The 13,506-nt window shown below is 44.4% G+C and carries 14 protein-coding genes and 1 pseudogene; 8 read left to right on the forward strand and 7 right to left on the reverse strand.

Going from position 1 to position 13,506, the window contains the following annotated elements:
- Positions 1 to 91 precede the first annotated feature (91 nt).
- The 3 genes from AADH33_RS00130 to AADH33_RS00140 all read left to right on the forward strand — a co-directional run bounded on the left by AADH33_RS00130 (position 92) and on the right by AADH33_RS00140 (position 2,276).
- Positions 92 to 646, forward strand: a complete 555-nt coding sequence (locus AADH33_RS00130; protein ID WP_100748580.1) for a porin family protein — start codon at positions 92 to 94, stop codon at positions 644 to 646.
- 232 nt (positions 647 to 878) lie between these two features.
- Entirely contained in the window at positions 879 to 1,376 is a 498-nt protein-coding gene (locus tag AADH33_RS00135; protein WP_348549997.1) for an NfeD family protein, read from the forward strand.
- Between the two features lie 39 nt (positions 1,377 to 1,415).
- Positions 1,416 to 2,276 carry an SPFH domain-containing protein gene (locus AADH33_RS00140; RefSeq protein ID WP_075101278.1) on the forward strand — a complete coding sequence of 287 codons (861 nt, stop codon included), beginning with the start codon at positions 1,416 to 1,418 and terminating at the stop codon, positions 2,274 to 2,276.
- Positions 2,277 to 2,363: 87 nt separating this feature from the next.
- On the opposite strand, the gene hemN is transcribed toward AADH33_RS00140, so the two are convergent.
- Together hemN and AADH33_RS00150 are read right to left on the reverse strand one after the other, a co-directional pair.
- Positions 2,364 to 3,905, reverse strand: a complete 1,542-nt coding sequence (hemN, locus tag AADH33_RS00145; RefSeq protein WP_348549181.1) for an oxygen-independent coproporphyrinogen III oxidase — start codon at positions 3,903 to 3,905, stop codon at positions 2,364 to 2,366.
- 271 nt (positions 3,906 to 4,176) lie between these two features.
- Positions 4,177 to 6,723 (reverse strand): penicillin acylase family protein, encoded by a 2,547-nt coding sequence (locus AADH33_RS00150; RefSeq protein ID WP_348549182.1) that lies wholly within the window; start codon positions 6,721 to 6,723, stop codon positions 4,177 to 4,179.
- Between the two features lie 294 nt (positions 6,724 to 7,017).
- On the opposite strand from AADH33_RS00150, the pseudogene AADH33_RS00155 reads away from it, so the two are divergent.
- The 5 genes and pseudogenes from AADH33_RS00155 to AADH33_RS00175 all read left to right on the forward strand — a co-directional run.
- A pseudogene (locus tag AADH33_RS00155) lies at positions 7,018 to 7,941 on the forward strand (magnesium chelatase domain-containing protein); the annotation flags it as partial.
- A gap of 136 nt (positions 7,942 to 8,077) precedes the next feature.
- Positions 8,078 to 9,787, forward strand: coding sequence for a hypothetical protein (locus AADH33_RS00160; protein ID WP_201585319.1), 1,710 nt, complete (start codon positions 8,078 to 8,080; stop codon positions 9,785 to 9,787).
- Positions 9,780 to 10,184: a hypothetical protein gene (locus AADH33_RS00165; RefSeq protein WP_225739089.1), complete on the forward strand. Its 405-nt coding sequence runs from the start codon at positions 9,780 to 9,782 to the stop codon at positions 10,182 to 10,184. Before AADH33_RS00160 ends, AADH33_RS00165 begins: the two co-directional genes overlap by 8 nt.
- 100 nt (positions 10,185 to 10,284) lie before the next feature.
- Entirely contained in the window at positions 10,285 to 10,407 is a 123-nt protein-coding gene (locus tag AADH33_RS00170; protein ID WP_263972656.1) for a hypothetical protein, read from the forward strand.
- A complete protein-coding gene (locus AADH33_RS00175; protein ID WP_227680057.1) occupies positions 10,355 to 10,477 on the forward strand; it encodes an excalibur calcium-binding domain-containing protein in 123 nt (40 codons plus the stop codon). The genes AADH33_RS00170 and AADH33_RS00175 overlap by 53 nt, the downstream gene beginning before the upstream one ends.
- A gap of 463 nt (positions 10,478 to 10,940) precedes the next feature.
- Here the strand turns inward: AADH33_RS00175 and AADH33_RS00180 are convergent, their stop codons facing one another.
- The 5 genes from AADH33_RS00180 to AADH33_RS00200 all read right to left on the reverse strand — a co-directional run bounded on the left by AADH33_RS00180 (position 10,941) and on the right by AADH33_RS00200 (position 13,505).
- Entirely contained in the window at positions 10,941 to 11,360 is a 420-nt protein-coding gene (locus tag AADH33_RS00180; RefSeq protein WP_201585318.1) for a hypothetical protein, read from the reverse strand.
- A complete protein-coding gene (locus AADH33_RS00185) occupies positions 11,353 to 11,829 on the reverse strand; it encodes a Panacea domain-containing protein (RefSeq protein WP_201585317.1) in 477 nt (158 codons plus the stop codon). The genes AADH33_RS00180 and AADH33_RS00185 overlap by 8 nt, the downstream gene beginning before the upstream one ends.
- Before the next feature lie 181 nt (positions 11,830 to 12,010).
- Positions 12,011 to 12,577 carry an IS630 family transposase gene (locus tag AADH33_RS00190; protein ID WP_348549183.1) on the reverse strand — a complete coding sequence of 189 codons (567 nt, stop codon included), beginning with the start codon at positions 12,575 to 12,577 and terminating at the stop codon, positions 12,011 to 12,013.
- Complete coding sequence (locus tag AADH33_RS00195; protein WP_192518616.1) at positions 12,504 to 12,854, reverse strand: IS630 transposase-related protein; 351 nt, start codon at positions 12,852 to 12,854, stop codon at positions 12,504 to 12,506. The genes AADH33_RS00190 and AADH33_RS00195 overlap by 74 nt, the downstream gene beginning before the upstream one ends.
- Before the next feature lie 96 nt (positions 12,855 to 12,950).
- The gene (locus AADH33_RS00200; protein ID WP_192518615.1) at positions 12,951 to 13,505 is read right to left on the reverse strand and encodes a hypothetical protein; all 555 of its coding nucleotides are present in this window, start codon (positions 13,503 to 13,505) and stop codon (positions 12,951 to 12,953) included.
- Between the last annotated feature and the right edge of the window lies 1 nt (position 13,506).

A 13,506-nucleotide genomic window follows, 5' to 3' on the forward strand; every position in this document is an offset into this window, starting at 1 on the left:
GCAGTCATTGAGAAACGACAGTTGTCTATCTCGTTTCTCAAACCAATACTCTATATAAGATTGACGAACTACACTATCTTAGGGGAATATTATGAAAACTTTACAAAAGACACTATTGGCTTTAGCCGCAGGTTCATTACTCACCGTAGGCGCGCAAGCAGCCGTCACTTACGGTAATGGTTACACCGGTCAAGCTTACGTCGGTGCCAAAGTCGGTCAATTTGACCTAGACGTCAATGGTGCTGATGATCCAACGGCTTATGGTATCTACGGGGGTTATAACTTTGATCCTAACTTTGGTATCGAAGCTGAGTACGTCGGCTCAGATGATGCAGATTATCGCGGTGGTGATATTGATGCTAAATCTTATGGCGCTTATGGTACTTACCGCTATCAGTTCCCAAATACAGGTCTATACGCCAAAGGTAAATTAGGTGTGGCAAAAACTGAGATAGAAGGGGACTATACGCGCAGTATCGGCGATACTGAAATCAGAACCGAGACGTATTCGGACAGTGATACGAGCCTAGCTGGCGGTGTTGGTCTTGGTTATTCAGTAAATCCTAACTTTAGCGTTGAAGCTGAATACGACAAGTTGGGCAGTGATGCTGATCTAATGACTGTTGGCGCTCAGCTGAAGTTCTAAGACATTGATTGATTACAATTTATATTTATATATCAGACAAAAAACGATCGCTTTGGCGGTCGTTTTTTTATATGGCAAAGATTATTCGGCGCTTTTTGATTTCATCTAAGGTATGGGCGCTGTGTTATGAGTGGTGTATATTGATGATTTTTAAGAGGTTATAAACGCTCAAAGTATGCTACATTGAAAGCTAGGATAGCAAGCTAGGATGATTCAGACAGGGTGGGTGGCAATGATGGAGATGTTTTTGATGATTGAGCCTTGGCATTGGTTGGTACTGGGCTTTTTGTTGCTGATTGTTGAGATGTTTGTGCCGACATTCGCCAGCCTGTGGTTTGGTGCCGCGGCCATTATCGTCGCAGCATTGGCTTGGCTCTTGCCGATTTCTCTTTTTGTGCAAGTTATCATTTGGTTGGTGCTGTCGGCAGTGTTTTTAATCGCATGGTTTAAGTTTATCAAGCCTTTATCAGTGGACCGTACCAAAGCTGGATTGGGCGGTGGTGTGATCGTAGGTGAGACAGGAATGATTGTGCTATCACCGCAGCCCGAGCGCGCAGGTATCGTGCGCTTTAGTGTCCCTATCGTTGGCGCGGCAGAGTGGATGTGCCGCACCACAGGAGAGGAGGTTGCAGTTGGTGAGCGGGTGGTGGTGACAGATATCGTGGGCAATGAGCTGATCGTCAGAAGTATGCAGTCGCCTACGCTGAGCCAAAAAAATAGGCAAGTTTGACTGCCAGTCAAATACAATTATCAATTATAGGGATGAGTTATGGAAAGCTTTAGCATTGTGATGGTGGTGTTGATTGCGCTGGTAGTCTTTACCGTGTTTAAAGGGGTGCGTATCGTACCGCAAGGTTATAAGTGGGTGGTACAGCGACTGGGTAAATATAGCCAAACGCTAGAGCCTGGGCTCAATCTGATTATCCCTTATGTCGATGATGTCGCGTATAAAGTCACCACCAAAGACATCGTACTCGATATTCCATCGCAAGAAGTCATCACCCGTGATAACGTGGTAATCATCGCCAACGCGGTGGCTTATATCAATATCGTCCGCCCCGATAAGGCGGTCTATGGTATCGAAGATTATGAGTATGGTATCCGTAATCTGGTACAGACTTCCCTGCGCTCGATCATCGGTGAGATGGATTTGGATAACGCACTATCTAGTCGTGAGGAAATTAAAACCAAGCTCAAGCATGCCATCTCAGAAGACATCGCTGATTGGGGAATCACACTCAAAACAGTCGAGATTCAAGATATCAACCCCTCAGATACGATGCAAGCGTCAATGGAAGAGCAGGCCGCAGCAGAGCGTCTGCGCCGTGCGACAGTGACGCGTGCCGATGGACAAAAACAAGCCGCTATCTTAGAAGCAGATGGCCGCCTAGAAGCCTCCCGTCGTGATGCTGAAGCGCAAGTGGTGCTGGCCAAAGGCTCTGAGGAGTCCATTCGTCTGATTACCGCTGCGATGGGCGATGAAGAGATGCCGATTGTTTATCTGCTAGGCGAGCAATACATCAAGTCGATACGTCAGCTTGCAGAGTCTGATAACTCAAAAATGGTGGTACTGCCTGCCGACATCTTGAGCACGGTCAAAGGTATGGTCGGTGATAAGTTCAAGGTGTAATAACGCTACGGTTGAGCGCTCATATTGACATAACAAAAGACCTCAAAACGAGGTCTTTTTTGTGCATAAAGTATTTTTTGAAGTACGTTAAATCACTTTAGAAAAGCGGTTTTTGTGCTTTTTGTCCAAATATTCATCAAACACCATGGCGACGTTGCGAGCGAGTAGACGACCTTTTGGCAGCACACGGATACCAGCGGCATCCATATCGATCAGTCTGTCCTCTTGCATCGCGCCTAACTGCGCAATCTCATCAATAAAATAGGTGATGGCATCGATACCAAATTTTTGATTGACGTCTTTAAAGTCGATGTAGTCGTGACACAGCAGATTCATGATCACATACTCGCGCAAGCGATCTTTGATAGAGGTTTTGATCACTTTGACCGCAGGCATGATGGCCAGATTGTGCTGCGCGGCATCGATGGTGGCTTGATAAGCTTGCAGGTCGGTATCGTTTTGTAAGATATAGCGGCTATTGGCATTGGCGATTTGACTGATCGATGAGACCCCAAAGCCGAGCAAATCACAGTCGCCCATGATGGTATAGCCCTGAAAATTGCGATGCAATTTACCCTCGCGCTGTGCCACAGCCAGCTCGTCATCGGGCTTGGCAAAGTGGTCGATGCCGATGTATTGATAGCCTGTCTCGGTGAGCGTGTTAATGGTATTGCCCAGCATGGTCAGTTTGGCTGCAGGGCTCGGTAAATCCGCTTCTTTGATTTGACGCTGGGCTTTAAAGCGCTCTGGCAGATGCGCGTAGTTAAACACCGACAGCCGATCGGGCGCCATCTCGATGATGCGGCGTACGGTTTGCTCCAATGTCTCAGGCGTTTGATGCGGCAGACCGTAGATCAGATCGATATTGATAGAATGAAAACCCAATTCGCGTGCTTCAGTAAGTACGTTTTCGATCAACTCTGCTGAGTGTACGCGGTTGACGGCGATTTGGACGCTCTCGTCTAAGTCTTGTACCCCTAAGCTGATGCGGTTAAAGCCCAGATCGCGTAGGACCTTGAGGGTGTTGCCGCTCAGCTCACGCGGATCAATCTCGATAGAGTAGTCGCCTTCATCATCACTCAAAAACTCAAACTGCGTCTGTAAAAACTGCCAGAGCTGAACCATCTCTTCATCACGCAAAAAAGTTGGCGTACCGCCGCCTAGATGTAGCTGCTTGACGACAGGCTTGCTACTGCCCTCTGGCGCCGACAACAAGCGGCGCTTGTGCGTAACCTCTTTGATTAAGTACTGTAGATAGTCGCCTGAGTCGCTGTTTTTTTTGGTGATGATTTTATTGCAAGCGCAGTAATAGCAAAGGTGGCGACAAAACGGAATGTGAAAATACAAAGACAGCGGCGCCCGCGCTTCGCGATTTTTTAGAATTTTGGTCTCTAACTCTACTGCTATCGGGGTAAACTCCAGCGCTGTCGGATAAGAGGTATAGCGTGGCCCTGAGCGATTGTATTTTTGGATCATCGTTTCATCAAACGCTGGCAGCTGTTTGCTGGTGATACTGCCGCGCGTACTGGCATATGGGTTGTCAGGCTGCATGACAGGGCGCGTGGTCGTCGGCTGCTCGTCAGCGCGGTTGTAGGGCTGCTGAGTATCTGGTTGTGAGTATTCTGTCATATGGCATTCCTCGGGTTGACCATACAGGCTGCGGTTTTGGGTATCGCTTTTGGTTGTATAGAGATGACTGATTTACTGCCGCTAGTATAACAAATCCCTACCAGTAGTGGGGAGACGACTTATAGTAGTGGGGTAAGGACTGGGATGTGGAGAAGTGATAGCTGGGGTATAAAGGCTTAGAATTGCTACGCTCTTGAAACGGCGCGTTCAGCAGGAAAAAGACCTCAGCGGTGATCTGAGGTCTTTTGATAAGGTTAAATAACAGTCAGTCTTACTCGGTTAATTGCAGCGTATCGCCCACCGCTTGAGTTGCAATCTCACCGGCACTAAACGGCAGGCGAATCCAGTCTTTTGCAGCGTAACGCCGCGTCTGGTCACGGTGATAAGGGCGTGTGCTATCCGCGGATTGCGAATACGCCAGTAAGGCGTTGACCACAGGGCCTTTGTCATCAAACGTCACCGCTTGCATATATGTCGGGCCGTTATTGATAAAGGCATACTCGCTGGCATCGGCGTTTGGTGCTGGGCCGCGCGCTACGTTAAAGACGCCTTCACGTCCTTGGCCGCCATGCATCGGAATACGCTCGTTGTTTTTGCTGGCATCAAGGGTGTATTGTAGTTCGCCCAATGTGGCATCGAGCGCCACGCCATTGTTTTGAAAATAGGCAATCGCATCTGCCAAGGCGGTACGGGTGCCCGCTGTGATTTTAAGATCGCGCGGTGTGTTGATAGGGTCAGACTCATCAAACGGCACAGCAAAGGCATCATCAGTGGTTTCGGTAAAGTCGACATTGCGCCAAAACTCTCTAAAGACATGAGCGCCCCTACTGCCTAAGTTATTACGGCGGTCCCAATTGCTCAGCACTGTGCAGGCTTGGGTCGCGTCGATACTGCCACCGCTCGATAACGTCAGCACCGGATTGGCGACGCAGTCAGCGAGGACATCGTCAAGCACTAGCTCCGCGACATAACTGCGGTTGCCATAGACCACTTGTTGGAGGTTTTCTAGAGTAAAGGTGTCGCCGCCTAACCCATCTGAGTTGTCCAAACGGTCAAATATTTGCTGAAAACCCATACGCGTGCGCATCAATAATGGTACGCCATCTGGTGGATTGGCCGAGATAAAGGGGGCTAAGCGCCGACGCAGTAGTGGTGAAAAATCAGTCAAAGGCTGGTTTGGATTGCTAAACCAATAGCTGTCATTGGAGTTGGCCACATAATCATCACGTATCAAAAAAGGTAGGTTTGATGCGCCAAAAATCCCAGCTTGCGGCGAATCTGCATCATTGCCCCATTCACAAGCGGCCTTACTACCATTGAGCGCGGGTAAATCAAAACTGACAATGCCTTGCAAAAACGGCTGTCCTGCGATGCAGCTCTTTAGCTTGTCTGCGGTCACATGAGGGACGGTTGAGATATCAGCGTACAAGGCTTTGCCATGTCTATCCGCAGCGATGGTATTGACAAACCCAAGCCCGACGGTGTCTTGCATACGCTCTTTTAAATCTTCGACGCTATCGGCTTTATTCATACTAAGCCATTGATTAAGTGAGCGTGGGTTTTCTGAGGCAGCATCACGAATGGTAAAGGCCAGATTGTTACTGCCCCATGCTGGCAGGAGACCGTTGACGGTGTTGACCGCGAGCATCGGGCCATAGTGCGACAGATAGATGGGCTGAGTCAGGCTGCCGTTGTCAGGCAGCTGGATTGTCACATCGACTTTTTTGATGTCGCGCTCCTCAACAGTGCCTTCAGTACTTTCATAGGTATATTTCATCGGATTGCCATCAACTAGGTTAAGCTGATAGAGCGTAAAGCGTTTGGCAGTAGAGACGGTATGGCTCCAAGCGACGTCTTTATTAAACCCAATATTGGGAAATGGCTGACCTTGCTGAGCGGCGCCCATGACGTCTAGCTCGCCTGGCAAGGTGAGATGAAATTGATAAAAACGCTGTACGCCATCCCAAGGCTCGTGCGGATTGCCATAGAGGATGCCGCGCTGGGTGCCGGTGACCTCACTGCCCAAGGCATAAGCATTACTGCCGCCATCCATCACATTGATGGTGGTCATATCAAAATCAAAGCCCGCCGCCAGCTCTGATGCTGAGGCCGATGAAGATGAAGATGAAGATGAAGATGAAGATGAAGAGGAGTATAGCGATGTCTCTGATGCCGCACCTGAGCTGGTAGGCAGCCTACGGCTCGTCATAGCAGTATCTATTGCAGGCGGAGCTGCTGCGACGATGGGCGCAACAAAATTGGCAAGCCCGCCGCGCAAGTTGGCCTTGCCATAAAGCGCGAGCAAGTCATCGGTATCGATTTCTTGTACCCATGGCGCACCTGCACACTCAGGGTCGATGTTGTCCACCCCTGTATCGCGCAAGTAGCGGCTATAGCCTGCCGCATAGCCTGCTACGGCATCAAGTACTTCTGGCTGTTGGGCGGCCAAAAACTGCTGGCGTTTGGCGGGCGAGTTGTACCAGGTATAAAACACATCACTGGTGACATCACCGTCCTCGCCTAGATAGAGCATACTCTGACCACGAGCGATAACGATTTCGCGGGCCAGCGAGCAGATATTGTCTTCGGCAAAGGCATAACCAACGCCGTATCCTAGGCTTTTATAATCTTTTGCGGTGATATGCGGGATGCCAAACTCGGTGCGCTGGATGTCCACCTCGTAGGTGGTCGTGGGCTGGGCGGTATCATCGTTATTAAAACTGTTGTCACTATCCGAACAACCGAATAGGGCTAAGGAGACGGCCACTGTCAGTAGCGTAAGGGTCGGCACACGCCGATTAAGCGCATTGATGCTCATAACTTATCCATCCTTGGTTGGTTAAAAAAAGCGTGGTACATAAAGCTCGACTCAATCAGCTTTATGAGGCAATAACATCCTTTTATTGCTCATGCGTTTAAGACTAGGGTTGAGATTAAGACGCATCTACTCATCATATAACAATATAGAAGCGTGATGCTAGCGCTTACGCCTTGTTTAATGCATCAGTATTAAGTGATATTAAAACCGAAGATGAAGAGAGTGAAACACGACATTTGCGCACTGATAAATAATGTTTTATTATCGATTGATTCCCTATATTAGGAAGTACTGATGTCGTTCGCCCAAGTCTATACCCGCTCAGTCGTCGGGCTGCACGCCCCCAAGGTCATCATTGAGGTACATTTATCGCAAGGCTTGCCTGCACTCACCATTGTGGGTTTGCCAGAAGCGGCCGTCCGTGAGAGTAAGGATCGCGTACGCTCCGCCATCTTAAACTCGGGCTTTCAGTTTCCCAATCGTCGTTTGACCATCAACTTAGCACCAGCGGACCTGCCAAAAGATGGCGCGCGGCTGGATTTGCCGATTGCGATTGGTATCTTAGCGGCGAGTGGTCAGCTCGAGCCTGAGGGTTTGTCCGCGTTTGAGTTTATCGGCGAGCTGGCGCTAAACGGCGAGCTACGCCAAGTCAGCGGCAGTCTGGCAGTAGCACGGGCGATAAAAGCAGAGGGGGTGACGGCGCGGTTAGGGCAAATGACCACGACAGCTGACCCAAAAGGCTGCGCGCAAAAACTACCGCAGTTGATCGTGCCCATGGACAATGGTGCTGAGGCCAGCCGCGTCGAGGGTATAGATGTATTGGCCGCCGAAAGCTTACAGGCTGTGTGTGAGCACTTACAGTCACTGACTGACCCAAACGCGACCTCTCAGTGTTTGCCCATTGTCACGCCCAGCACCGTGCAGCGGCATGTCGGCTATCAGGTAGATTTGGCTGATGTCAAAGGCCAGCATCATGCCAGACGGGCATTAGAGATTGCGGCAGCAGGCGGTCATTCGTTACTGTTTACAGGGCCGCCTGGCTCTGGCAAGACGTTGATGGCATCGAGATTGCCGACCATCTTGCCAGATTTGAGTGATGAGGAGGCGCTGGAGGTAGCCAGCACTTACTCGGTGGCAGACAGTGATTATGATTATGGTACACGGCCCTTTCGTCAAGTGCATCACACCATATCGGCGGTGGCACTGGTGGGTGGTGGCTGTCAATTCCAACAATTAATGTCAAATTCCAAGAATAGATGTCAAAAACACCTCTTTATCTCTCTTTGTTCACTCAAAACACCCTTCAAAAAAATAGCTAACTCGCCACCTAGATCAAGCATGCTGGGGGTGAGTTATGTTTGATGCATTGTTCGATTCTAACGGCAAAAAAGTTAAATACATGGGTATGGTAAATATCAAAAGATACTTTGAGATATGTTTAGGAAGTTACTATAACCCAGAGACTGAATACATCGTACTGTGGTATGGAAAAATATACTATCACCGTAGACGCAAAACGGTTCAAGTGTACTTTTTAAACTCTACTACCAATAAACAAGTTGTAGTTGGAGTATCAATTAAATCAATTTTGAAATTACCCATAGGATCTATTTGGGTAGAGGGGAAGTGCGAAGAAAAGTACGAATTTGAAACTTTATATACCAAGCTAGATGCTTATGACAATAAGAAATACAAGCGCCCAAACCTTACCTATACTAACCATTATGGCATCTCAAAGGATAAGGGCGAGTATATTCTCAAGCCTGATAGCTATCCAGTTGATGACATCAAAACAGACTCTAATTCCAACATCGTCGTACATACAGATACTGTTAAAATAATCATCCCATCGGTCTTGTTCTTTGTTGCGCACTATGGGGTATCAAAAGAGATTAATAAAGTTCTTATTAGCTGGCATAAACAGGAGGTCGAAGAGAGACTTAATCTAAATGATGGATATGGTGATCTAATTACTATTCCTGATCGATGCGTAATTGCCGACGCTGTATTTTTATACTACTTAAAAACAAACTCTTATACTAAAGGGTTGGTTTGGAACCTCAATAAAAGAATGCTCGCTAATGACAAGCAGTACTATTCCTTAAAGGTCGAACCTTATCACAAGCAGGACATTCAAATTAAAATAGCAGGTTTGAGAATTGACGATCAGACTCTGCTTTGTACTGAAATATTAGGTATGTCTATGCCGCAAGGAGATGCCATAGAATATAGGATAGACAAGCCTAATTCTGCTACATACGGCGATGGCATCAAACCTCAAACATCCAGAATTAGACCGATCTATAACACCGTTGAGTCTGATGAGATCTTACTAGAGGCTGAAAGAGATGCTAATAATATAACCACAGCTGTAGTCAGGCATAGGATAGAACTCATAGGCAAGATAAGAGAGCTTGTCAAGGGCGCAAATTTGACCTTAGATGAGGCTGTAGATAGCTGTAAATCAAAGGTTATATGGTTGCCGCAGAACAAGCCTGACGCTTATGCTGATGGGGAGGATGGTAATGCTAATGGTGACATTGGTAGATTTGAAGCTTTAGTGGATAGTGGCGCGATTCACTCTATAAAGAATAATTTTGAACGTCTTTTACGCTATGCTCAAGACCTTAAAGTTACTTTGCGCTACGCTCCTGTAATCATAGACTGTGTAAATGTTGCTTACGATCCTATATTTATTGGTGAGACAGTGCGTGGTATGCGCAGTAAAAAAAATGACTTTCAAGTAAGGGTAGTGTTCGTCATGCGCCTGATTACTAATCTTGGAGTTTTTTATCTATTCGATTGCAAGAAAGAGGGCAGTCAAACTAGCGGTCTTGTTATAAAAGTAATAGATCAAGATGGTTTTACAGAGGATGTTATAAGACAAGTTGTAGGTCGGTTATTTAGGGGTAATGGTCGTCTGTCCGATATAGCCGCAATATCTGAGTTTGGCATCATCCAATACTTTAAACATACCAATGGTGAGGATGTTAATTGGGTTAAAACAGCTATAGATAATCTGGAGAAAGGGGTTTTGAATAAGGATAAAGATGAGGATGAGTAAATTAATAGCAGGACTTACCTTATTGTTGACAACAGCTTGTACGCCTGTCGAACCAGAATACGACGAATACTACGGTGCAGGTTACATCGGCGTAAACGAAGCACTATGGCCTACTGAGTATGCAACACCTTATCCATTCACTGTGCCTTATGGCGAGATATCCTGCACTTCTCATCCAAAATTTGGGCGTGAAGTATATTTTGCACCAGAGGGCTTTACCGATGAATCTTATATCGGTACGCCGCTTAACAAGTCATCCGTAGATGCTCTTAATCAAGCTAATATGCGCCCAAACGTGCCCTACAGTGTCAAAGAGGGTGCTGACCTTAGTGATGCTATTAAAGCGGGTTTGAGGGTGTGTGATGAGTACCAAGATAGGCTTGATAATGGCGTCTAAAGTAAAAGCTATTAATAGGTAGTTGTTTGGAGTATACGTCCTGATCTGGTTTGACAGTAAGGGTTAGATTTAAAAACAATTAACCTTAAAGGATTAACTTATGAGAAATATTATTGTTTTTGTAGTCTCATCTATTATGTTGCTTACTGCTATCACAGCAAATGCAGGAGGTGTGGTATGCGCTGACTTTGGTAGCCAAGCGGAAGCCGAATGCTTTGAGTAACGCAAAAAAAGCAGGATATACGCGCTTAGACCGCGATAAAGATGGTATTGCATGTGAGGCGTTGCGTTAGGGTGAGGTTACTACTAGCACTTTGTTGCCTAACATGAAGTCAAGTTCGTATTAAAAGCCAGATTTTAACCTCATGCGTCTACGGGGTGAATAAAGGCTATACGCGACCAAAATCATTCAATTTAATTTGTCATATTCAACCTAAAGAAAGCCACCTAAGTATGGCGGCTTTCTAAATTATAGTAATTCTATATAGCTAACAGATTTAATAAATTCCTCTATATAATTATAATCAGGCATTCCATTTGTATTGACTGGCGAGCCTTTCCTAAAAACTGTGTAATTGCTTATAATCCTACTAACTGGAGAATAAGCCATGACTAAACAATCAGACCTTAAAAAGCTAGCTGAGTAAATGATTTGTGGTATGAACAGCTTTGATAACATTAGAAAACTTATTTAAACATTGTCTTACTACGTCTGAATCCAGAGATAATAGAAAGCGCAACACAATGGAAAGCTGCTTATTTAATTTTGTTCTGTTTAACTGTTACTGCCTTAGAAACAATAACTGCAATCACAACTGCTTCAATCTTGGTTGCTTGATCATATGATAGCCACTGCCATTGGTCAGGTAGAATCCAATAACCTACTAATGAAACCATCATAATAGCAAAGAGAACACAAGCTATTATAAATAAAAACTTGAAACCTCTATCAAATAGATACTTCCAATCTTCATCTCGGTCATGATCGTTGTTTTTACCAGCTAGTTCAAGCTGCTTTTCATCGAAAAGTGTTCTCTCTTTTAAAGCTAGAGAAGAGTCACTACCATTAAATTCATTATTCAATCCTAGTTCATCGAGTGTCTTAGTGCCATTGGCTAGATTATCAATTTGTTGAATAGTTACTCTTGGTATTCCAAGCTGACTTGGCTCATCCATTCTCCGCTAATACCTTAGAGCTTAGCTCAGCATAGTGTTGACGAATTAAATCATTAGGTATGATATCTCCTCGACCGTCAAGACTGAATATACGTGACCATGGAGTATCATTCTGGTGCGTTATCATAGATAGCTTAACACCACTAAGATTACCATATTTCCGATACACGAAATTCACAACACTTTTTTCTTCTTCATTTAACTGTTCATTATTAAAAGAAAATAAAGAATTTATTTCTTGTGGAATCTGATTACCACCATATGCTTTTACTTTATGATACAACTCTGGAATGACTGGTCCATACTTCCACGCTTCAATACTATCATTAATTAAAGGTTTGCTAAAAAAACCAAACATCCAGCCATGTGCAATATACACAAGTTTCAGCAACTGCATTGGTGTGAAGTAATTGTTGTCCTGCTTACCCAAACGAATTAATTCATTGGCAACAGATATCGCGCTGACCATGATTCGCTCCTTTACCTTAGGGACAAAAAATCCATGGGCGTACAATGACATCCACAGATCGAGTTTTTGAATAGATTTAGTATTTAACTATATAATGGTCGCATAAGAGTATAAATGCAAGCACATAGTCAGGACTATATTATAAACAATATTTTAAAACGTCAGTTGGTGTCGCATATAGTCAATCCAGAATAAAAGAGATACAACCCATATCATGAAAGAGTTTAGGTAAATTATTCTCCATCCACCCTTGTCGTAGAAACTTAGCCTGTGCCCACTTTTTCTCGATAGGATTTAAATCAGGACTGTAGGGTGGTAGCCATAGAATACGATGACCATGTCTATTCAGTAATCTCTGAATACGTTTATTTTTATGAAACTGAGCATTATCCATGACAATCACGCATTTAGTCTTGAGACTTGGAATAAGCGTGAACTTGCACCAGTCATAAAATATATTGCTGTTGATATTCTGTTCAAAGTAATCAAGCGCAAACAGCATCTTTTCATACAGAGCACCGATGACGTTGGTTCGCTTTTTACCTTGCCAGTTGTAGCTATCGATACAGGGTTTACCAATTGGTGCATAGCCATGAGAGCGAATAGTCTCGTGCTCAAAGCCGCTTTCATCCATATAGACGATGGGATAGCCTTGTTGTATAAAGTTATTAAGCTTACTTAGATATATCGCTCTTTTTACTGGACATGCTTTTGGATGTTCCAAAGTCTTTTTTTTGACTGATGCCAAGACGCTTTAGAGCATGATAAATGCCTGTTTTACTACAGTTTAGACGACGTGCTCGCTCATACTGGTAATCATCAGGATGTTCTTTGACATCATTAAGTAGCACGTCATCTGGTATTTTATACGGTTTAGTTTGTCTGGTTGTTTTACTATGAATACGTCTCTTCCAATTCTGTATCGTGGTTGGACTCAGATTGTAAAACTCAGCCACCTCGGCAAAGGTCATACCGTCATTTATACTTTTAAGAACTTGTTTGCGAAAATCTAGTGAGTAAGTCATGGTCTTTATAATAACAATTGTATTTGATAATTAGTTTATAACACTTTTAGGTGGGCTTGACTATAGATTAACTTATTTGAGTTGAGATAGCAGTTTTTACTCAGCTAAAGGAACATAGACCGCAAGCTTTCCCTTAGGATATTTGCCGTACCAACCGCATGGCATGGCTCCGTTGGTGTATGCCTCAATCTCTAAATCTAGCAATTTATCAGCAGTATTGGAAAATGTCAGATAAGATATATAGGATAAAATGTGATTCAGAACGAAATCTGTAAATTCTTCAGGAAAATTTGAGTTTTTTTGTTCAGCCGCTACAACTATATCGAAAAATTTTTCTAAAAACTTGCCTTTAAAGTCTAAATGATTTAGATAATCTGTATCTGTGAAAGTATCGAAAAAACCATAGTGCAGATCAATCCTTTCGTTCATTAAGTCAGCATAAATATCGTATTTACTGCCTTCTTTCTCTCCTAGCTCTTCTAAAGGATACTCCATAGTGTATAAAGTATCAGCTTTTTGATAATCATTTATAATATGAAATTTATCCGAAGGCAAAGTGTTGTTAGGTCTCAAGAAGTTATTTGATTTTATAATACATTCAAAGACTTTTAGATAGTTTAAATAAACATCTCTATAATTAAAATTATTCATA

Origin of the sequence: Psychrobacter sp. KFRI-CH2-11, from assembly GCF_038239325.1 — a bacterium.
In the GTDB taxonomy this organism is placed as follows: domain Bacteria; phylum Pseudomonadota; class Gammaproteobacteria; order Pseudomonadales; family Moraxellaceae; genus Psychrobacter; species Psychrobacter celer.

Coding starts and splice junctions, on each gene's coding strand:
- AADH33_RS00130 (WP_100748580.1), top strand. CDS start 92: ATGAAAACTTTACAAAAGACACTATTGGCTTTAGCCGCAGGTTCATTA.
- AADH33_RS00135 (WP_348549997.1), top strand. CDS start 879: ATGATGGAGATGTTTTTGATGATTGAGCCTTGGCATTGGTTGGTACTG.
- AADH33_RS00140 (WP_075101278.1), top strand. CDS start 1,416: ATGGAAAGCTTTAGCATTGTGATGGTGGTGTTGATTGCGCTGGTAGTC.
- hemN (WP_348549181.1), bottom strand. CDS start 3,905: ATGACAGAATACTCACAACCAGATACTCAGCAGCCCTACAACCGCGCT.
- AADH33_RS00150 (WP_348549182.1), bottom strand. CDS start 6,723: ATGAGCATCAATGCGCTTAATCGGCGTGTGCCGACCCTTACGCTACTG.
- AADH33_RS00160 (WP_201585319.1), top strand. CDS start 8,078: ATGTTTGATGCATTGTTCGATTCTAACGGCAAAAAAGTTAAATACATG.
- AADH33_RS00165 (WP_225739089.1), top strand. CDS start 9,780: ATGAGTAAATTAATAGCAGGACTTACCTTATTGTTGACAACAGCTTGT.
- AADH33_RS00170 (WP_263972656.1), top strand. CDS start 10,285: ATGAGAAATATTATTGTTTTTGTAGTCTCATCTATTATGTTGCTTACT.
- AADH33_RS00180 (WP_201585318.1), bottom strand. CDS start 11,360: ATGGATGAGCCAAGTCAGCTTGGAATACCAAGAGTAACTATTCAACAA.
- AADH33_RS00185 (WP_201585317.1), bottom strand. CDS start 11,829: ATGGTCAGCGCGATATCTGTTGCCAATGAATTAATTCGTTTGGGTAAG.
- AADH33_RS00195 (WP_192518616.1), bottom strand. CDS start 12,854: ATGACTTACTCACTAGATTTTCGCAAACAAGTTCTTAAAAGTATAAAT.
- AADH33_RS00200 (WP_192518615.1), bottom strand. CDS start 13,505: ATGAATAATTTTAATTATAGAGATGTTTATTTAAACTATCTAAAAGTC.